Below are 20,034 nucleotides of genomic sequence, written 5' to 3'. Positions count from 1 at the left end.
CCCACTTCAGATCACGTCATGCACACCTCCAATACCAAGAAGACCAGGCCCGGACTGGGAACGACCGCTGCGATCCTTTCCTCGGTGCTGCTCGGCGCGTGCGTGTCGCCGCCGCAACAGAGCGCCAAGCACCTGTCGGACGCCGACAGCGCGAAGCTGGCGCGCATGCAGGAGGTCGCCATGGCCGAGTCGATGAAGCTGATGGCCAAACAGGACGAGCTGCTGCGCGACCTGCGCAAGAAGGCCGAAGCCAAACCCGTGCAGCCCGCCGCCCCGGTCTACGACCCGCTGGAGGGCAAGACCATCAGCGTGGCCATCGCCAACGGCAGCATCAGCCAGATCCTCACCGCCTTCGCCGACGCCGCGAAGGTCAACCTGATCGTGGAACCCTCGGTCGTGCAGCAGGGCGCACAGACCGACATGTACCTCAAGGACGTGTCGCTGCGCGAGGCCTTCAACGAGGTGCTGCGCAGCTACGACGTCGCTGGCGAGGTCCGCAACCAGACGTTGCGGGTCCGTCTGCACGAAGAGAAATTCATGTCGCTGGGCTTCCTGAACGTGAGCAGCCAGATGGCCCTGAACTCCGGGGGCAATGTGTTCGGCGCCAACTCCACCGCGGGGAACTCGGCGATCTCCGGCAGCCTGTCCATGAGCGCCAGCGCCGGCAACCGCACCGACCCCTACACCGAGATCGAGAACAACCTGCGCACCATCCTGGGCGACTCGAAGCTCACGTCGGACGACGACCGCACTCCGCCCACCGCCGCCCAGCAGGCACCCACCATGGTCCGGCAGCCCAACCAGGGCCAGGGCTTCACCCTCAACCGCACCACCGGCACCCTGTACGTCAAGGCCCGTCCGTCGCAGATGCGCTCGGTGGAAGACCTGATCAAGCGCACCCAGAACTCGCTGACCAAGCAGGTGTACATCGAGGCGCAGCTGATCGACGTGACGCTGAACGACGGCTACCAGTTCGGCATCGACTGGACCCAGCTGCGCAGCCGCCTGGCCCTGAACTTCGGCATCGACTCGCTGGCCCTGGGGGGCGGCGCGGCCAGCCTGCCCGGTGCCTCGCGGGCCTACCCGGCCAGCTCGCTGACCATCCCGTCGCGCGTGGTCGGCTCCACCTCGGGCAGTGCGTCCGGTGGCCTGGCCTACCAGGACCAGAACGGCTCGTCGGTGATCAACGCGCTGCGCTCGTTCGGCAACCTGCGCGTGCTGTCCAACCCCAACATCCAGGTGCGCAACGGCACCCCGGCCATGTTGTCGGTGGGCACCAGCCAGCGCTATGTGTCGCGCTCCAGCTCGGCGCAGAACAACATCGGTGGCGGTGCCAGCACGGTCACTTCCGACGTGCAGACCGACGCCGTGTTCTCCGGCGTGATGGTGGGCGTGCTGCCCATGATGCGCGACGACGGCACCATCGAGTTGCTGATCAACCCGGTGCAGAGCGATGTCGATCCCAAGACCCTGGAACTGGTCAGCGTCAATGAGACCAACCGGGTCAGCCTTCCCCACGTCGCCTACAAAGGCCTGACCACCACGCTGAACGTCAACGACGGCGATGTGGTGGTGGTGGGCGGCCTGATCGACCAGTCGACCAGTGGCGCCAACAGCGGCGTGCCCTTCCTGTCCGACGTGCCCTTCTTCGGCAAGCTGGTGACCCAGGAGGGCGACAGCCACCGGACCCGTGAACTGATCGTGGTGCTGCGCGTTCGCGTGCTATGAGCCTGATTTACCAAGCGCTTCAGCAAACCGCCGAGCAGGCCACTTCGCGCCCCTCGGCGGAGAAGCCGCCGCTGTCGTCCCCCCAGACCGCCCCGGAAGCGGTGGGTGGCCGGGGTCGCCACATGGTCCTGGTCGGGGCCGCGATGGCGGGCGTCGGTGTGCTGGGGGGCTTTTTCATCAGCCAGTGGGGCGGGGCCGAGGCCCGGCCAGCCCCGGCGTCCGTGGGTGCGGCGGCGTTGCCGGCGAAGCCGTCTGCCGTGGACACCCTCTACGGCGCCGAGCAGGCCACACCCGTGCAGAACAGCCTTCCCCGCATGGAGGCACCGCTGCCGACCGCGTTGCCCAGCCTGACGCTGACCTACGCGCTGCCGGTCGCCGTGCAGGCCCCGGCGCCCGCCAAGGCAGCCGTCCAGCCTGTCACACCTGCGCCGGCGGGTTCGGCGGATGCTGCGCCGGTGTCGATGCCTGCCCCGGCGCCGGCCTTGAAGGAGCCGCCAGCGACCGCGGTGCCGGCCAGGCCCGCTGCCGCGCCGGTGGCACCCGCTGCGTCTGCCGCGCCCGATGACCTGTCCGAGCGTTTCGAGGGCATGAACCACGCGCTGGACAACAAGGACGACGCCACCGCGCGGCGGCACCTGCAGGCCATCCAGGCCCAGTTGCCGGCCACCTCGGTCGCGCGCCTGCGCGCCGAGGCCTGGTTTGCCTACCAGTCGGGCGACCTGAGCTCGGCCCAGCGCACCTACCGCCGCCTGCTGGACCGGCTGCCCGGCGACGAGCAGGCCGCGTTGACGCTCGCCTCGATCGAGAAGAAAAGTGCGCGACCCGACCAGGCCCGCGACATCCTGTCCAGGTCGCTGCGGGTCAACCCCGGCTCCGTGCCGCTGCGCAGCGCCATGGACCAACTGGCCGCCAGTGAGGCACCCAAATGAGCACCCGCAACAGCCACCTGGCCACGCTGGGACTCGTGCGCAACCCGTTCCCCTACACACCCGACGCGGGCAGCTACTTCCTGACCGCCCACCTGGAAGAGCAGTTCGTCGAGCTGGCCCACTGCATCGAATCGCGCAAGGGTTTCTGCCTGCTCACGGCCGAGGTCGGCATGGGCAAGAGCACGCTGGTGCGCCGCCTGATGGCCGAGCTGCTGGGCAAGAACGTGGTGTCCGCGTTGGTGTTCAACACCTTCCTGCAGGGGCAGGAGCTGCTCGCAGCGATCCTCCAGGACTTCGGTCTGCAGAGCGCCGGCACGATGTCGGCCGACATCGCCACGCTCAACCAGTTCCTGCTCGACCACCACCGCGAAGGCAAGACCTGCCTGCTCATCATTGACGATGCGCAGAACCTCTCGGCCAGTTCGCTGGAGCTGATCCGCCTGCTGTGCAACCTGGAGACCGATCAGGAAAAGCTGTTGCAGATCCTGCTCGCCGGGCAGCCCGAGCTGGAGGAGATGCTGTCGCAGCACAGCCTGCGCCAGCTGCGCAGCCGGGTCGCCAAACACTCGCGCCTGCACGGCCTGAACAGCACCGAGATCGCGGACTACGTGAAGTTCCGTTTCGACTCGGCGGGCAACGACGGCACGCTGGTGCTGCAGGCCGACGCCTGCCAGCTGCTCTGGAAAGAGACCCAGGGCGTGCCGCGCCAGATCCACGTGATCCTCGACCGCTGCCTCTATGGCCTGGCGGCGAAGAACGGCAACGTCATCGACCTGCCGCTGATGCGCCAGGCGATCGAAGACAGCAGGGTCGATCTCGGGCCCACGACGGGCGTTGCCGCCCCGGTGGCCGCGCCCGTAACCACAGCGCCTCGCGGTGTGCCCGTGGCCTGGATCGGATCGGGCCTGACCCTGGCCGGCGTGGTCGCGGCGGTGGTCCTGTTCAACGGACGGTCGGTCGCGCCGGTGGCTTTGGCCGCGGTGCCCGCCGTCACCGTGGCGGGCCCGTCGGTGGCGACCGCTCAGCCGCCCCAGACCTTGCCCGCGCCCGCCACTGAAACCGTCGTCGCCTCACCCGCAGACAAGGGCGCTGTGGCCACACCGCTCGCCGCGGACCGACCGGCCAGCGCGGGCTGTGACCCCAAGGTCGCCTGGCCCAGCGGGCACCAGCAGGTCAGCCAGCCCCTGAGCGAACTCACCCAGCGTCTGCTGGGCGAGCGGCTGGCCCGGCTGGACGATGCCTGCACCGAGGTGCGGCAGGGCCAGACCTGGCTGACCTGGGGCGCGGTGCCCAACGGTTACGCCATGGACCAGCGCCTGGCCACGGCACAGATACAGATCGCCCTCAGCCACTACGGCAGCCTGCTCCCGCAGGCGGTGGACGGCGTGTGGGGGGCCAAGAGTCAACGGGCCTTGCAGCAGTTTCAGACCGGCGTCGGCCTGGAGCCCACCGGCAACGTGGATGCCCTGAGCGGATTGATTTTGGAGAGGTTTTATGTTCAAGAACGGTGAGGGCGGAGACAGCCCCCAGGGCGTGGGGCATCGCCGCCTTGGCGACATGCTCGTGGCCAGCGGGCTGGTCAGTCAGGTGGCGATCGACTACGTGCTGCAGAAGCAGGTGGTCGAGGGGCAGAAGCTCGGGCGCATGCTGGTCGAGCTGGGGTTCCTCAGTGCGAAAGACCTGGCGCGCCACCTGGCCATCCACCGCGGGCTCGAATTCAGGGAGGTGCCCACGGTGGAGCCCGAGGTGACGGCGGCCTTCAACCGCAACCTGTGCCTCACCCACAACTTCCTGCCGGTCGGCCGCGAGGGCGACAAGATCCGCGTGCTGCTGGGCGACGCCGAGCCCGAGACCGTGGCCGCGCTGGTGCAGCGCCGGGTGGGGCAGGAGGTGCTGTTCTGGCAGGGTGATTTTTTCGCGGTCACCGACGCGATCCACCAGCACTTCTATTTCAAGGAAAACCCGACCGAGAAGCTGATCGAGTCCGAGATCCGCCGCCTGAGCGACGACCGCGACCACGCCTACAGCCCGGAACGGCTGATGGAGCTGATCCTGCACACGGCGGTGCGTGAACGCGCCACCGACGTGCACATCGCGCCCACGGCCCACAGCCGCACCGTGCTCATGCGCATCGACGGCGTGTTGCGCCCCATGTTCGCCATGCCGGTGACCATGGACCGCCTGGTGGCCTTCATCAAGCTCAAGGCCGACATGGACGCCAGCGAGCAGCGGCTGCCGCAGGACGGCAGCTTCGCCGTGAGCCTGATGGACTCGCTCTACACCATCAGGGTGTCGACCATGATCTCCGAGTTCGGCGAACGCATGGCCCTGCGCCTGCTGCCCGAGCGCAGCGACCTCGACCGCCTGCAGGACCTGGGTTTCCTGGAAGAAGACGTGGCCGAGATGGAGCGCTCGTTTGCGCGCCCGCACGGCCTGATCCTCATCACCGGTCCCACCGGCTCGGGCAAGAGCACCACGCTGCACGCCGCGCTGCGGGTGCAGCCGCTGGTGGAGCGCAACGTGCTGACGGTGGAAGACCCGGTGGAGCACCGCGTGCCCGTGGCCTGCCAGACCGAGGTGAACCGCCGCGCCGGCTACGACTTCGCCAGCGCCATGCGCCACTTCCTGCGCCACGACCCCGACATCATCCTGGTCGGCGAGGTGCGCGACGCCGAAACCGCGCGGGCCGCGCTCGACGCCGCGTCCACCGGTCACCTGGTGCTGTCCACGCTGCACGTCGGTGGCATCTTTGGCGTGGTGCCGCGCCTGCGCCTGCTGGGCGTGGACGCCGAGACCGTGGCGGAGAACCTGGTCGCCGTCATCAACCAGCGCCTGGTGCGCCGCGTCTGCCCGCACTGCCGCACCGGCCGGCCGGCCACCGACGAAGAACGCGCCTGGCTCGGTGTGCAGGACACGCCCACGCTGTTCCATGGCGTGGGCTGCCCGAGCTGCCGTGGCACCGGCTACCGGGGCCGCCTGCCGGTCTACGAGGTGCTCACCGTGCACCGCGAGCTGGCCGACGCGATCATGGCCGAGGCGCCCCGCGCCCGGCTGCGCGAGCTGGCCGAGGCGGGCGGGCTCAAACCCATGTCGCGCCTGGCCCGTCACCGCGTGCTGGCGGGCGAGACCACGCTCGAAGAAATCCGACGCGCCATTGGCTGGGACTGATCCATGAGCATCGGTTTGCGCACCTATTTCTACCGCGTGCTGCTGCCGCACGGGAAGGTCGAATCCGGCTTCCTGCGGCTGCTGGTCGAGCGCGACCACTCGGTGCGCCTGCGCCTGGAGCAGCGCACCGATGGCACGGTCCTGCACCTGCTCCGTCTGCCGGAGTGGCTCAACGCGCTCAACGAGTTCCGCTTGCGCATGTTCCGCAAGCAGATCCGGACGCAGGACCTCGCGGGCTTTCTGCGCGACATGGGCATCATGCTGGAGGCGGGCGTGCCCATGATGGACGCGCTCAAGACCCTGGTCGAAGACGACTCGGGTTCGAGCGGCGTGTCCGACATCGCGACCCGGGTGCACCTCGACCTGTCGTCGGGCATGCGCATGCCCCAGTCGTTCGACCGCCACCCCGACGTGTTCCCCGAAACCGTGCGCAACCTGTCCGAGATCGGTGACCAGTCGGGCGAGCTCTCCCGGATGCTGCTGGAGTCGGCGTCGCACGTCGAGCGCCTGATCGACATCCGGCGCGACATCCGCACGGCCCTGATCTACCCGATGTTCGTGTTCGCCACGGTGCTGGGCGTGGGCTTCTTCTGGCTCTATTACGTCGTGCCCAACCTGGCGGCGCTCTTCAAGCAGCTGCAGGCCAAGCTGCCGCCGCTCACCCAGTGGCTGATCGCGGTGTCCGACGTGCTGGTGCAGTACCTGTTGCTGTTCCTGCTTGCCGTGGTCCTGGTGATCGCGGTTGTGGTCTGGGCCTACCGGTACTTCCCCAGGTTTCGACGCGGCATCCACGAGCTGGTGCACCAGCTGCCGATCGCGCGCACGCTGGCCACCTCGTCGGGCATGGCCTTCATCAGCGAGCACCTGGCCCTGCTGGTGCGCGCCGGCCTGGACTTCATGACCAGCCTGGACATCCTGTCGCGTGCCACCACCGACTACTACTACCGCGAGCGCCTGCTCAAGGTGCGCGACGGCGTGGCGCGGGGCGAGGGCGTGGGCGCGTCGATGCGCCGCGTCGGCGGGTTCCCGGCCATGGCGGTGCGCATGATTGCCGTGGGCGAAGAGTCGGGTTCGCTGGACAAGCAGCTGGACCGTCTGGCGCAGGAGTACCGCAAGCGGCTGGACGTGGTGGTCAGCACGCTCAGCGAGATCATCAAGCCGGCCCTGATCCTGCTGGCCGGCGGTCTGTTCATCTTCATGATCGTGGCCCTGTTGCTGCCCATCTACGACCTGGTGCGCCAGTCGGTGAACCAGTCGCTCGGAGGGGGCGGATGATGTCCATCAACGTCGCGCAGGGTCGGGGTCGGAGCGCCCGCCACATGGGTCGGCAGGCGCAGCGAGGTCTGGGCCTGCTGGAGGTGCTGCTGTTCGTGTTCGTGCTCTCGGGCATGGTGCTCGCCGGTTACCTGGGCTGGCGCGAGCGCACCGCCCTGCAGACCGCGCGCACCGAAAAATCGACCCTGTCGCAGGCAGACCAGGCGGTGATCACCTTCGCCACCGTCATGCGCCGCCTGCCGTGCCCCGACACCGACCGCGACGGCTCGGAAGACTGCGGCGCCAATGCGCAAAAGGGCTGGCTGCCGTCGACCACGCTGCGCCTGGCCGGCGCCGACCCGGGCGTGGCCATCGGGCAGCTGCACTACCTCGTGCAGCGCGGCACCACCGACATCGACCTGGCCATGCTGAGCGACAGCTGGCGACCGCTGGAATACGACGACGCGGTGCCGACCTTCGCCGCCATGCGCGACACCACCGCCAGCGGGGGCACCTACCAGGCCGACATCCTGACGCTGCCCGACCTGTGCCAGCGCCTGGGCGAAGGCACCGGCGCCACGTTTTCCACCGCCCTGGCGCACGTGACCTCGTCGCCCGAGCGGCCCGTGGCCTACGCGCTGGTGCACCCCGGCCTGGCCGACGAAGACGGCGACGGGTCGCTGTTCGACGGCGTGAACCCCGACGCCGTCAACGCCTTCGACGACCCCAACCGCTCGCCGCTGCTGGGCGGCTACGACGACCTGGTGCTGGAGCGCTCGTTCACCAGCCTGCAGGCGGCGTTCAGCTGTCAGCCGCTGGCGCAGTCCATCGACTCGCTGGCGCTCGGTCTGGACGTGGTCGACCAGGTCGATCAGATGCGGGAAGACAACATCGACGCCGCCGAGCGGGCCGTGATTTTCGCGGCCCTGGGCGCGGCGATCACGGCGGTGGAACTCACGGCGTCCATCGTCGAGGCTGCCTCGGACGCGGGCAACGCCGCCGCCGACGCGGCCCTGTGTGGCGCCTCGCTGGGCCTGGCGGTGAACGCCTGTGCCGCCATCGGGCCGCACATCGGCGGGGCGGTGGCGGCCGGCATCACCACCGGCTTCAACATCGCCTCCATCGCCCTCAACGTGACCGCCGCAGCGCTGGCGGGCAATGCCCTGGTGCTGGCCGACAACAGCCGCCCGCCTTCGTCGGTGGCCTGCCCGGTGCCGAACGTGGCCGACGCCCTCGCCAGGGCACAGGCCGACCGAGACGATGCCGTGGCCGACCTGGCGCAGCTCCAGACCGATCTCGCGAACGCTCAGGCCCGGCTCGCGACCGCCAACACCGCAAGGACCAACGCGATCAACAGCCTGTATGCGGCGATCCGCAACGGCACGGGCAGTGCGCAGATCGACGACCGGGTGCCGCCCCTGATCGCCGCGGCGGGCGACTACGTGGCCCGGCAGCGGGCCTACGACGAGGCCGCCGCCGATGTGAACAACTACCAGACCCTGGTGACCAACTGGTCTGCCACGGTGGCCGACTACGACGCCATGCTGGCGACCCGCACGACCCGCATTCCGGTGCTGCAGGCCGAAATCACCGCGCTCGACACGCAGATCGCGGCAACGACCGATCCCGTGGCCCGCGACGCGCTGATCGCCACCCGAACCGAAAAGTCTGGCGAGCTGTTGCTGCTTCAAGACCTCACGACCTTGAACAACGAAAGAAACAACGCCATCACCGAGCGGGACACCGCCAGCGCCAACCTGGCCGCTGCCCAGACCGCGTTGGCGCTGGCCGGGCCGGCGCTCACGGCGGCCCGCAACCAGTACCAGACCACCTACTCCAACATCGTCAACGTGACCCAGTATTCCTTTGGTCCCCTGAACGCCTTCGTGGCCTGCAACCCTGCGCTGGTCAACCCCTGCCCCAACGGGTCGGTGAACACCGCGCCGGCCGTGCAGGCCGCCATGACCGCCTTGCTCGGTGCCTCGGGCAACACCGGCTCGGTGCAGCCCCAGACCACCAGCCGGTTTGTCAGTCCCTACACGATCCAGAGCGAGATCGATGGCATTCAGGCCGAGTTGAACAGCGCAGGGGACCGGGTCACACGCGCCCAGGACCTGTACGACGATGTGCTGGCGCAGTCCCAGAACCCGCCGTCCTGCACCGTCACCGGCTCGGGGGTCACGCCCTGGTCGCCGGCCGCCGCGGGGGACATTCTGGTGAACACCGACATCAAGGGAGGCACACGATGAGCCGCCGCCTGCGCCGCCAGGGCGGCTTTTCACTGGTGGAACTGAGCGTGGTGCTGGTGATCTTCGGCATCGTCGGGCTGATGCTCTGGCGCTGGGTCGCCGACACCCGGCAGCCCGTGAACCTGCAGGACATCCGGCGCCAGGTGGGCGAGACGCAGTCGGCCATCGAGGGCTTCGTGCTCTCGCGCAGCCGCCTGCCCTGCGCCGCGTCCGACACCGGCGGCGTGGAAAACTGCGGCGATGCCACCGCGGTGTTCATGCCCTGGCGGACCCTGGGGCTCAGCAGCGAGCTGGGCACCCTGCACTACGGGGTCAACCGGGGCGGCGGGTTCAACCTGGGGGTCACGCCAGTGGCCCGCGACATCAACATCAGCTTCAGCGGCGTGCCGGTGATGGCGGTGGACGATGCCGCAGCGCCTGCCGCCGTGCTGGCGGCGGGCCGGGTGACCGCCGAGCTCTTTGCTGCGCAGGCCCAGCGCTCCGTGGTCAACGGGCTGGATCTCTGCGCGGTGTTGCGCGACTACGCCAACAACCCGGCGGCCGCCGGCACGCTGCGGGCGGGCAACATCGCGACCGAACTGCCCGTGGCCTACACGGTGGTGCACCCGGGGCTCAACGGCCAGTTCGAGGGCAACAACGTGGTGGGTGCGGGGGGCAGCTGGCGCTACGACCTGCCGGGCCGCGTGCAGGACGCCACCTACGACGACATCGGGGTGGCGGTCGGCCCGGCCGACCTCTCCGCGCGCCTCGGTTGCGTGGCGCGCCTGAGCGCGGCCCAGGCGGCGGTGCAGGTGGCCTTCGCCCAGTACGACACGACCCGGGTGATGCAGGAATACTGGTCATTGCGGGCGTTCGACATCACGACCGCCGAAGACGGCGTCTCGGGCGCCGAGACCGGCATCACCATGGCGGCCGTGGGCCTGGCCATCGCCACCACCAGCACCCTGGTGGGGCTGGCCTCGGCCGCGAACACCGAAGGCCTGACCGTCTACGCGGTGGTCATCGCCGCCGTCAACATGGCGGTGGCCATCACCGAAACCGTGCTCGCGGCGCAGGATCTGGTGGACGCGCAGGAGGCCCTGGTGGAGGCCCGCGCCAAGCTGGTGGCCACCAGCGACTACGCCGCCACGGTGTTCAACACGCTGGCCGATGCGCTCGCCCGCGGGGTCGAGCTGGACAGGAAAGGACTCAACCCATGAGGCAACACGCGCGGGGTTACACGCTGGTCGAGGTGTCGGTGGTCTTGCTGGCCCTGGGCCTGGTGCTCTGGGGCGCGGTGGTGTTCTGGCAGCAGTCGGCCGGGCAACGCAGCTCGGCCCTTCAGCTGGACGTGCAGCAACAGGCCAAGCAGTCGGTGACGGGGTTCCTGCACGCCCGGCACCGCCTGCCTTGCCCGGCGGCCGACGCCAACGGCGTCGAGTCGTGCACCTCGGGCACGGGCGGGCTGCGCCAGGTGGGCTTCCTGCCCTGGCAGACCCTGGTCTTGCCCCGGCCCGAAGCCGGGCGTTTGCGCTACGGCGTGTTCCGGGAGCCTTCGGCCACCGCCGCCGAAGACCGCGACCTGGCGGTGGGCCGCGACCGCATGAACCCGCTGCGCGTGCGCACGCCGAGCCCGCGCCCGCAGAACGGCAACGCGCCCAACGGCAATGCGCCGCCGCTGCCGGTGGCTGCCGCCGGCCAACTCGGGGCGACCGAGTCGGGCGACACGTTCGAACCACTGAACACCGCCTGCAACGCCGCCAACGTGCCCCCGTGTCCGCTGGGCGGTGAGGCGTCGGTCGGTCAGGTGGACGTGTGTCTGGCCCTCAACACCGCCTCGGACCCGACCAGTGCCCCCACCGGCCGGCTGGGCGTCTCAGCGGGTGGCGTGCGCCGCCCGGCCGCGTTCGTGATCGCGGCGCCCGGCCTGCTGGACGCCGACGGCGACGGGCAGGCCTTCGACGGCGCCAACGCCACGGCGAGCGACACGTCGCCCACCTTCGAGTCGGCGAACACGCGCGGCACCAGCAGCTACGACGACAGCGTCATCGCCGCCAGCCACACCGAGCTGTTCGCGCTGCTGGCCTGCGAGACCGGCCTGTCGGCGGCCGAACACGCGCACTTCAACGCCGCGATCGGCGCCTTCGTGCTGGAGCGCGCCTTGTACGACTACCGCGACCAGCTGTACGTGATGGTCAAGCTGGCCGAGGCCGACGTGGCCGCCGCGGCCGCCGGCGTCGCATCGGCCATCGCGGGCGGTTCGGACGCCGGTCAGGCGATGTCGGCCGCCGTGGGTGACACCGTGCTGAGCGTGGGCGCCCGGTCGTTCCAGATCGGTCTTGCGGCGGTCGGTATCGCTGCCGCCGTGGCGGGCGGGGTGATGGCGGCACTGGGCATGATCGACTCGGCCGCCTCGCTGGTCGACGCCATCGCCACCCACGACGAGTTCGCGGCGCGCACCACCGCCATCACCGACCTCGCCATTTCGATCAACCGCAACGCACTGATGGCCGATGCCATCGGTTTCTGACACCTGTCCTGTCCCGGGATGTGCACCATGAATTTCCGTATCTCCCCCAGACAACAGCGGTCGCCCCGAAGCCAGCGCGGCTTCACCATGGTCGAGCTGAGCGTCAGCATGCTGGTGATCGGCCTCCTGCTGGGTGCCGTGGCCGTGGGCCGCGACCTGCAGCGCACGGCCGCCAACCAGCGCCTCTCCAGCGACTTCGTGCAGGGCTGGCAACTGGCCTACGAGGCCTACATCAACGGCGTGGGCCGCCCTCCCGGTGACAGCGCCACCAGCCCCACGGGGCAGGTCAATGGCGCCACCGCGGGCCGCGCGCTGCTGTGCGGCGATGCGCTGCAGAACGCGTTTCTGGCCGCCGGCGTGCGCCTGCCCGAAGGCCGGACCGAGGGCCAGGGGGACCGGTACGTGTACCTCGACAGCAACGGCAACCCGCAGGAGGTGCAGGTCTGCTTCCAGAACGTCGACTGGGCCGAGCCGGGGGCGACGGTGGGCGCCTATGTCACCCGTCCCCGCAACGTGATGGTGCTGACCGGGACCACGTATTCGCTGGTGTCCATGCTGGACCAGCAGGTCGACGGCCGCAGCGACGCCCGTTTCGGTCGCCTGCGTGAACCCGTGCAGGCCAACGCGGTGGCCGTCACCACCGGCCAGCTCTGGAGCATCGACGACCGCGACCAGTACGGAACCACCAACGCCCGCACCTTCGACGAAGACCAGGTGGCCGTGACCACCGCCTACCTGCAGATGATGCGGTGAACACCGGCCCTCGCTGACGGTAGGAACGGGTGCGTCCACCGGTGACAGTGGGTGGCGAGCCACGCTGCCGGGCGAATTGAGGGACTTGACAGGGCACCGGCGCGGCGCCCGGGGCTGGGAGTGACAAAATGAAACACATTCACCGCTCTCCAGATCCCCACATGCCACACACGACCCGATGGGAAGGCCCGCAGCCGGGGCTGCGCCGTGCCTGGCCACGTTCGGGTGGGTGGTGGCCGCTGCGCCGCGCGCTGTGGCGGCTGGCACGGGCCCTTCTGCTGCTCCCGCTGGTGTGGCTGGCCGCTTGCCAGCCACCACCGCCGGCGCCACTCAAGGTGGGCATGAACGCCTGGGTGGGTTACGACCCGCTGGCGCTGGCGCGTGAAGAAGGGCTTCTGGACGCCCGGCAGGTCAAGGTGATCGAGCTGTCGTCGAGCTCCGAGACCTTGCGCAATTTCCGCAACGGGCTGCTCGACGCCGCCGCGCTGACGCTGGACGAAACGCTGCGGCTGGCCGACGACGGTGTGGACGTGCGCATCGTGGCGGTGCTCGCCGTGTCGGCCGGCGCCGATGTCGTGCTGGCCAATGCCTCGGTGGCCAGCCCCCGGGACCTGCGGGGCAAGACCATCGCGGTGGAGGGCACGACGGTCGGTGCGCTGATGCTGCAGCGCCTGCTGCAGGCGGGCCGGCTGCGGCAGGACGAGGTGACGGTGCGCAACCTGGAGGCCTCCCAGCACCTGTCCGAACTCAAGAGCGGCCGGGTGGATGCGGCGGTGTCTTACGAGCCCCTGGCCGGCGCCATGCACGAGGCGGGTTTCCGCCCGATCTTCGACAGCCGGGCGATGCCCGGCGACATCATGGATGTGCTGGTGGTGCGGGCGCAGGCGCGGGCGGCGCGGCCGCAGCAGGTGGCCGAGCTGTTGGCCGGCTGGCAGCGGGGGGTGGCGGCGTTGCAGGAGCGGCCCGAAGCCAGTGCGCGGCTGCTGGCACCCGGGGCGGGCCTGACCGCGGACGGCTACCTCGCGACGCTCAAGGGCTTGCGGTTTGTCACCGCGCCGCAATCGGAGGAGCTGCTGTCGGGCCGTCCCAGGCGCCTGGGCCAGCAGGCCGAGGGCCTGGCCCTGACCCTGAAGGCCATGGACCTGATCCGTGACACCCCCGACTGGGGGCGCCTGCTGTCAGACGATCCGGTGGCGGTTCGGGAGGGTCTGCCATGAAGGCCTGGAGCCGGGGCTGGGTGTTGGGCATGACGGGCCGCCAGCTGCTGCCCTTGCTGCTGTTTGCGCTCGCCTTGCTGGGCATCGGTCTGCGCTACCAGGGTCAGATGGCGAAGATCGATGCCGATGTCGAGCGCCTGGAGACCCTGCGGCTGCGCGAGCGGCTGAGCATCGAGCAGGCCCGGATCGACGTGCGGCTGGGCCAGGCCGACCCGCTGCGGCTGCGCCGCCTGGTCGGGGCGCTCGGGCTGCACGATGGGCTGGACCGGGCCTACCTCACCGGCCCCGGGGCGGCGGTGCTGGCGTCGTTGTCGCGGGGGGACCTGGGGCGACCCGTGTCCCAGGTGGCGCAGGACACCCCGGGGCAGGCCTGGATGGTGCCGTTGTTCACCCGGCCCGCGCCGTCGGCCATCACGGTCGAGCGGGTGGCGGGGCAGCCGCTGCTGACCGGCCTGGTGCCGCTGATCGACGGCCACCGGCTGGGGGTAAGGGTGGACATCGGCCATGCGCTGGCGCTGCGCCGGGCCAGCGTGCAGCGCGAGGTGGCCCGCGAGGCCCTGGCCGCGCTGCTGGTCACCGCGGCCCTGGCCCTGCTGCTGCACCTGCTGTGGTTCCGGCGTGCCCGCCAGCTGGCCCAGGCGCTCAAGGCCATGGGGGAGGGCGATCTGACGGTGCGCACCGGGCTGCGCGGCCGCGACGAGCTGGGTCTGATCGGCAAGGCCGCCGACCGCATGGCCGAGCAGCTGCAGACGGACCGCGCCCGCGCGCTGCACATGGGCGAGCTGGTCAACCGCTCACCGCTGGTGGTGATCGAATGGCGCAACGCACCGGGCTGGCCGGTGAGCTACGTGAGCCAGTCGGTGGCGCAGTGGGGCTACACGACGGCCGATTTCCTGGACGGCCAACTGCAGTTCAGCCAGTTGCTTCACCCGGACGACGCACCGCGCATCCACGACGAGGTGGCGGGGTACATCGCACACGGCCCCGACGAATACCGGCAGGTCTACCGACTCCGCTGTGCCGACGGGCGCTGGGCCTGGGTCGAAGACCGGACCTCGCTCACGCGGGATGGGCAAGGCGAGGTCCTGTCCATCAGCGGCATCCTGCTCGACACCACGGCGCAGAAAGCCGCCGAGCAGGCCCAGCACGAGCAGGCCGAACTGCTGCGCATGTTCTACGAGCTGCCGTTCCTGGGCATGGCGATCTCGTCGCCGACCGACAAACGCTGGCTGCAGGTGAACGACCGGCTGTGCGAGATCCTGGGCCATTCCCGCGAAGAACTGCTGCGCATGACCTGGGCCGAGATGACACCGCCCGGCGACCTGGAGCGCAATGTGGCGCTGTTCGACGAACTGCTGGCGGGGCAGCGCGCGGGTTACCAGATGTCGAAGCGCTTTGTGCGCAAGGACGGCCGCCTGGTGCACACCGAGATCGACGTGCGCGCCGTGCGCGACGCCGATGGTCGCGTCAAGCGGCTGTTCGCCACCATCCAGGACGTGACCGAACGCAAACAGGCCGAGGCCGCGCTGCTGAGCAGCGCGCAGCAGCTGCGCGAGGCGCAGCGCATCGGGCGCATGGGCAGCTGGGCGTTCGATCTGGACGCTGGCGAGGTGGTCTGGTCGGAAGAGGTCTACCGCATCCACGAGACCGACAGCGACCACTTCAAGCCGTCCTACGAGAGTTTCCTGACCACCATCCACCCGGACGACCGCGAGCGGGTGAGCGCGACCTACCAGGCCTCGATCGAGCAGGGCACCGTGTACGAGACCGCCTACCGCATCTGCCTGCCCGGTGACCGCCTCAAGCACCTGCGCGTCAAAGGCGAGACCGAGTGGCACGGCGGGCGACCGGTGCGCACGGTGGGCATGGTGCTGGACGTGACCGACATCACCCTCGCCCAGCAGGCCCTGCAGGAGAAGGAGTCCATGCTGGCCGAAGCGCAGGACATCGCTTGTCTGGGCAACTGGAGCGTCGATCTCAGGACCCAGAAGGTGGTGTGGTCCGATGCCATGTTCCGTCTTCTGGGCTATGACCCGACGAAGGACGAACCAGGAGAGGCATTGTTTTTGAACCGCATCCACCCGGGCGACCTGCAGCGGGTGCTGAGCCAGATGCGGCGGCATGCCGAGGGTGAGCCCGGCGAGTTGCGGGTGATGGAACACCGCATCGTCACACCCGCTGGCCTGCGCCATGTCGAGCTGCACGCCCGCCTGGCCTGTGATGTTGATGGCCAGCCCCTGCGCCTCTATGGCACCACCATGGACGTGACCGAACGCCGGGAGGCCACGAGTGCACTGCAGGACTACAAGGAAATGCTCGAACAGGCGGAGGCGCTGGTCAAGCTCGGCAGCTGGGCGGGCGAGGTGGGCACCCAGCGCCTGACGGTGTCGGCCCAGCTGTTTCGCAACGTCGGTCTCGATCCATCGGGGCGCACGCCCACCGACGCGGAGTACCTGGCCCGCATCCACCCCGACGACCGGGCCATGGTGGTGGACGACATGCAGCGCATCCGCAATGCGGAGGAAGTGGGCGACCTGCTGTTCCGCACCGACCCGGCCTGGGGGCCGATGCGCTGGCTGCGCCGCACGGTGCGCCGCGTCACGCGTGAAGCCGAGGGCCGGGGGCCGCGCTACATCGGCACCCTGCTCGACGTCACCGACACCATGCAGGCCGAAGAGCGGCTCAGGCAGCTGAACCTGGAGCTGGAGCAGCGCGTGGCCGAGCGCACCAACCAGCTGAGCCAGGCCAACCAGGAGCTGGAGGCCTTCTCCTACACCGTGTCGCACGACCTCAAGGCGCCGCTGCGGGGCATCGACGGCTACAGCCAGCTCCTGGTGGACGACTACGGGGATCGGCTGGACGCCGACGGGCGCGAGTTCGTGCAACGCATCCGGCAGGGGGTGCAGCAGATGGGCGCGCTCATCATCGACCTGCTGGAGTACTCGCGCATGGAGCGCCGCGGCATGGCGCAGGAGCCGGTCGCGTTGCGGCCCCTGGTGGAGCAGATTCTGGAGGGTTACCACGCCGACATCCAGACGCAGGGTGTGCAGGTGAACCTGTGTGTGGAGCCCCTGACGCTGGCGCTGGACCGCGAAGGGATCTCGGTGGTGCTGCGCAACCTGATCGGCAATGCGCTGAAATTCAGCCGCGACAGCCAGCCGCCGACCCTGGAAATTGGTGCCCGCAGCGTGCCCGGCCGGCGTATCCTGTGGGTGCGTGACAACGGGGTCGGGTTCGACATGAAATACCACGACCGCATGTTCGGCATCTTCCAGCGCCTTCACCGGGCCGAAGAGTTCCCGGGCACGGGCGTGGGCCTGGCGCTGGTGGCCAAGGCGGTGCAACGCATGGGCGGTCGTGTCCGGGGCGAGAGCAGCCCGGGCGCCGGCGCCACCTTCTATCTGGAGTTTCCCGAATGAACACTGGCGTGAACCTTCCCCCGATCCTGCTGGTCGAGGACAACCCGATGGACCTCGACCTGACGCTGCGCGCGTTCAACAAAAGGAAGTTCTCCAACCACGTGCAGGTGGCGCGCGACGGCGAAGAGGCGCTGGCCTTCATGCCGCGCTGGGAGGCGGGCGAGGCCCTGCCGGCGGTGATCCTGCTCGACATCAACCTGCCCAAGGTCAGCGGGCTGGAGGTGCTGCGCCAGCTCAAGGCCCACGAGCGCTTCCGCCGCATCCCGGTGGTGATGCTGACCTCGTCCCGGGAAGACCGGGACCTCACCACCGCCTACGACCTCGGTGTCAACTCCTACATCGAGAAGCCGGTGAGCTTCAACAAGTTCATGGAGGTCGCGGAGCAGATCGAGCTGTACTGGTGCGTGCTCAACGAGCGGCCAGACCGGCTTTGATGCGGGCGGCGGCGGCGCCCGCGCGTGGCCCGGGCCTCTCGCGGCTCACAGAAGCCATTTGCGCAGCAGCGCGTTGAACACCTCGGGCTGTTCGAGCTGGGGGGTGTGCCCGCAGTCCTTCAAGCGCACCAGCTCCGAGCCCTTGCACAGGCCATGCGCCCTGACGGAGTGGGCGATCGGCAGCACCACGTCCTGCTCACCGTGAACGATGCGCGTGGGCACCCTCAGGCCTTGCAGGATCTGGTGTGACCGCGTCCACACCGCTTCGCGCTGGCCGCGCAGCGTGGTCATCGCGCGCAGCTGCTTCAGAAAGTGGGCCGCGGCGCCGGGCCTGCGCACATTGCGCTCGATGGCGGTGCGCACCGGTGGCGTGATCGCCTCGGGCCGAAGGACGATGGCCTTGATCTGTTGGGCCACCGCCGTGGGGCCCGGCCGGTTCATCAGCTCCCCGAGCCAGGGCAGTGCCATCAGCCTGAAGGCGCCGAACACCTCGGGCCCCAACGCGGCCGAGTTGGCCAGCACCAGCGAGCTGACGCGGGCGGGCGCCTGGGCGGCCATGCGCAGGGACATGGCCGCGCCGAGCGAGTTGCCCACCAGGTGCACCCGCTGAACCCCGAGGTGGTCCAGGAGTGACCAGGCCGCGCGGGCCTGCCCCTCCAGGTCCATCGCGTCGGCGGATTCATCCGACAGGCCATGGCCCGGCATGTCCCAGGCGATCAGGCGCAGGGACGGGCCCAGGTCGTCGAACTGCCGGTGCCAGAACTCCAGCGACTCGCCGATGCCGTGGGTCATCAGCACCGCCGGCCCCTCGCCACCGCTGTCCCGGCAGCGGATGCTGGCGCCATGGATCGCAACGATTGAATCGGTCATGGTGATGCCTTCAGAACGGAATGGTGGTCTTGATCCAGAACGGCGCTCCTTCGCTGCTCGAGCGAACGCTGGAGTTCTGGGCCAGAAAGTGGGCGAGGTCGGGCTCCATGGGGTCTCCTGTCGAGGGGGTGAAAAATGGATGGGGGGCGTTCAGGCTTTCAGACGGTGGCGGTGTCGACCTGGGACACAGGCGCTTCGGCCGCTGGTGTGCGGGCGGCCCGGGCGGTGGGCAGCAGGAAGTGCGCGAGCGCGGGCAGCAGCACCAGCGCACCCACCATGTTCCAGACGAACATGAAGGCCAGCAGGATGCCCATGTCGGCCTGGAACTTGATGGGCGAGAAGGCCCAGGTGCCCACGGCCAGCGCCAGCGTCACACCGGTGAGCATCACCACGCGGCCGGTGAATTGCAGCGCGTGCGCATAGGCCTCAGCCAGACTGGCACCGGCGCGCAGTCGGGTGAGCGTGACGCTGAGCACGTAGAGCGCGTAGTCCACACCGATGCCCACGCCCAGCGCGATCACCGGCAGGGTGGCGACCTTCACGCCCATGTTCAAGCCCACCATCAGCGCTTCGCACAGGATGGAGGTGAGCATGAGCGGCAGCACCGCCACGATCACCGCGCGCCAGGAGCGGAAGGTGATCCAGCACAGCAGCACGACGGCGGCATAGACCCACAGCAGCATCTGGCGCATGGCCTGGCGCACCACGATGTTGGTGGCCGCGTCGATGCCGGCGCTGCCCGCGGCGAGTTTGAAGGTCAGCTCGGGCGAGTCGTGCTCGGCCTTGAAGCGTTCCACCTCGGCCACCACGCGTTCCAGCGTCTCGGCCTTGTGGTCTTTCAGGTAGACGTAGAGCGCCAGGAACGAGCAGCTCTGGTTGAACAGCTCACGCGGCGCGCGGGTCTGCACACCGCCCAGGGCGCTTTCGTTGGGCAGCAGCTCGAACCACTTCAGGTGCCCTTCGTTGTAGCCCACCATGGCCAGCTTGGACAGCGCGGCCATGGAGTTGGTGGATTCCACCCCGGGCAGTTGCTCCAACTGCCAGGCCAGCGCGTCCAGCGTCGACAGTGCGTTGTAGCTGGTGCAGCGGTCGGGCGGCGTGGTGGCCATCACGGTCAGGATGTCGGTGCTGGCCGCGTAGTGCGAGATCAGGTAGGCGTTGTCCTGGTTGTAGCGCGAGTCCGGGCGCAGCTCGGGCGCGCCCGGGTCGAGGTCGCCGATGGACAGGTGCAGGCTCACCGCGAAGCCGGCCGCGGCCAGCAGCGCGCCCGTGCCCACCGCCAGGGCGGCGGCGGGCCGTTGGGTGAAGCGGGTCAGGCCCGACCACAGGCGCGACTTCTGCAGGGCCTGCGCCGAGTCCGCGCGCAGGCTGCGCTCGGCCGCCTGGGGGCTCACGCCCACGTAGGACAGCAGGATGGGCAGCAGCAGCAGGTTGGTGACGATCAGCATCGCCACGCCGATGCTGGCGATCAGCGCCAGGTCCTGGATCACCTTGATCTGGATGA

At 69.5% G+C, this 20,034-nt stretch carries 14 protein-coding genes; 12 read left to right on the top strand and 2 right to left on the bottom strand.

The window, feature by feature from the left end:
* Positions 1-18: 18 nt before the first annotated feature.
* The 12 genes from mshL to IV088_RS02860 all read left to right on the top strand — a co-directional run bounded on the left by mshL (position 19) and on the right by IV088_RS02860 (position 17,660).
* Entirely contained in the window at positions 19-1,728 is a 1,710-nt protein-coding gene (gene mshL, locus IV088_RS02915; protein ID WP_291097508.1) for a pilus (MSHA type) biogenesis protein MshL, read from the top strand.
* Positions 1,725-2,657 carry a tetratricopeptide repeat protein gene (locus tag IV088_RS02910; protein WP_291097506.1) on the top strand — a complete coding sequence of 311 codons (933 nt, stop codon included), beginning with the start codon at positions 1,725-1,727 and terminating at the stop codon, positions 2,655-2,657. The genes mshL and IV088_RS02910 overlap by 4 nt, the downstream gene beginning before the upstream one ends.
* Positions 2,654-4,168 (top strand): AAA family ATPase, encoded by a 1,515-nt coding sequence (locus IV088_RS02905; RefSeq protein WP_291097504.1) that lies wholly within the window; start codon positions 2,654-2,656, stop codon positions 4,166-4,168. The genes IV088_RS02910 and IV088_RS02905 overlap by 4 nt, the downstream gene beginning before the upstream one ends.
* Positions 4,152-5,825 (top strand): GspE/PulE family protein, encoded by a 1,674-nt coding sequence (locus IV088_RS02900; RefSeq protein WP_291097502.1) that lies wholly within the window; start codon positions 4,152-4,154, stop codon positions 5,823-5,825. Before IV088_RS02905 ends, IV088_RS02900 begins: the two co-directional genes overlap by 17 nt.
* A gap of 3 nt (positions 5,826-5,828) precedes the next feature.
* Entirely contained in the window at positions 5,829-7,100 is a 1,272-nt protein-coding gene (locus IV088_RS02895) for a type II secretion system F family protein (protein WP_291097500.1), read from the top strand.
* On the top strand, positions 7,100-9,328 hold the full coding sequence (locus IV088_RS02890) for a hypothetical protein (RefSeq protein WP_291097498.1): 2,229 nt from the start codon (positions 7,100-7,102) through the stop codon (positions 9,326-9,328). The genes IV088_RS02895 and IV088_RS02890 overlap by 1 nt, the downstream gene beginning before the upstream one ends.
* Positions 9,325-10,527, top strand: coding sequence for a type II secretion system protein (locus IV088_RS02885; protein ID WP_291097496.1), 1,203 nt, complete (start codon positions 9,325-9,327; stop codon positions 10,525-10,527). Before IV088_RS02890 ends, IV088_RS02885 begins: the two co-directional genes overlap by 4 nt.
* On the top strand, positions 10,524-11,837 hold the full coding sequence (locus IV088_RS02880) for a prepilin-type N-terminal cleavage/methylation domain-containing protein (RefSeq protein ID WP_291097494.1): 1,314 nt from the start codon (positions 10,524-10,526) through the stop codon (positions 11,835-11,837). Before IV088_RS02885 ends, IV088_RS02880 begins: the two co-directional genes overlap by 4 nt.
* A gap of 27 nt (positions 11,838-11,864) precedes the next feature.
* Positions 11,865-12,590: a prepilin-type N-terminal cleavage/methylation domain-containing protein gene (locus IV088_RS02875; RefSeq protein ID WP_291097492.1), complete on the top strand. Its 726-nt coding sequence runs from the start codon at positions 11,865-11,867 to the stop codon at positions 12,588-12,590.
* A 161-nt stretch (positions 12,591-12,751) separates the two neighbouring features.
* Positions 12,752-13,807, top strand: coding sequence for an ABC transporter substrate-binding protein (locus IV088_RS02870; RefSeq protein ID WP_291097490.1), 1,056 nt, complete (start codon positions 12,752-12,754; stop codon positions 13,805-13,807).
* Positions 13,804-17,226, top strand: a complete 3,423-nt coding sequence (locus IV088_RS02865) for a PAS domain-containing protein (protein ID WP_291097488.1) — start codon at positions 13,804-13,806, stop codon at positions 17,224-17,226. The genes IV088_RS02870 and IV088_RS02865 overlap by 4 nt, the downstream gene beginning before the upstream one ends.
* Entirely contained in the window at positions 17,223-17,660 is a 438-nt protein-coding gene (locus IV088_RS02860; RefSeq protein ID WP_291097486.1) for a response regulator, read from the top strand. The genes IV088_RS02865 and IV088_RS02860 overlap by 4 nt, the downstream gene beginning before the upstream one ends.
* A gap of 45 nt (positions 17,661-17,705) precedes the next feature.
* On the opposite strand, the gene IV088_RS02855 is transcribed toward IV088_RS02860, so the two are convergent.
* Entirely contained in the window at positions 17,706-18,530 is an 825-nt protein-coding gene (locus IV088_RS02855; protein ID WP_291097484.1) for an alpha/beta fold hydrolase, read from the bottom strand.
* Between the two features lie 158 nt (positions 18,531-18,688).
* Positions 18,689-20,034: MMPL family transporter (locus IV088_RS02850; protein ID WP_291097482.1), on the bottom strand; the 1,346-nt coding region annotated here is incomplete at its 5' end.

This window comes from Hydrogenophaga sp., assembly GCF_018780075.1.
In the GTDB taxonomy this organism is placed as follows: domain Bacteria; phylum Pseudomonadota; class Gammaproteobacteria; order Burkholderiales; family Burkholderiaceae_C; genus Hydrogenophaga.
This window is presented reverse-complemented; position numbering and strand designations above follow the sequence as displayed.

Coding starts and splice junctions, on each gene's coding strand:
- mshL (WP_291097508.1), top strand. CDS start 19: ATGCACACCTCCAATACCAAGAAGACCAGGCCCGGACTGGGAACGACC.
- IV088_RS02910 (WP_291097506.1), top strand. CDS start 1,725: ATGAGCCTGATTTACCAAGCGCTTCAGCAAACCGCCGAGCAGGCCACT.
- IV088_RS02905 (WP_291097504.1), top strand. CDS start 2,654: ATGAGCACCCGCAACAGCCACCTGGCCACGCTGGGACTCGTGCGCAAC.
- IV088_RS02900 (WP_291097502.1), top strand. CDS start 4,152: ATGTTCAAGAACGGTGAGGGCGGAGACAGCCCCCAGGGCGTGGGGCAT.
- IV088_RS02895 (WP_291097500.1), top strand. CDS start 5,829: ATGAGCATCGGTTTGCGCACCTATTTCTACCGCGTGCTGCTGCCGCAC.
- IV088_RS02890 (WP_291097498.1), top strand. CDS start 7,100: ATGTCCATCAACGTCGCGCAGGGTCGGGGTCGGAGCGCCCGCCACATG.
- IV088_RS02885 (WP_291097496.1), top strand. CDS start 9,325: ATGAGCCGCCGCCTGCGCCGCCAGGGCGGCTTTTCACTGGTGGAACTG.
- IV088_RS02880 (WP_291097494.1), top strand. CDS start 10,524: ATGAGGCAACACGCGCGGGGTTACACGCTGGTCGAGGTGTCGGTGGTC.
- IV088_RS02875 (WP_291097492.1), top strand. CDS start 11,865: ATGAATTTCCGTATCTCCCCCAGACAACAGCGGTCGCCCCGAAGCCAG.
- IV088_RS02870 (WP_291097490.1), top strand. CDS start 12,752: ATGCCACACACGACCCGATGGGAAGGCCCGCAGCCGGGGCTGCGCCGT.
- IV088_RS02865 (WP_291097488.1), top strand. CDS start 13,804: ATGAAGGCCTGGAGCCGGGGCTGGGTGTTGGGCATGACGGGCCGCCAG.
- IV088_RS02860 (WP_291097486.1), top strand. CDS start 17,223: ATGAACACTGGCGTGAACCTTCCCCCGATCCTGCTGGTCGAGGACAAC.
- IV088_RS02855 (WP_291097484.1), bottom strand. CDS start 18,530: ATGACCGATTCAATCGTTGCGATCCATGGCGCCAGCATCCGCTGCCGG.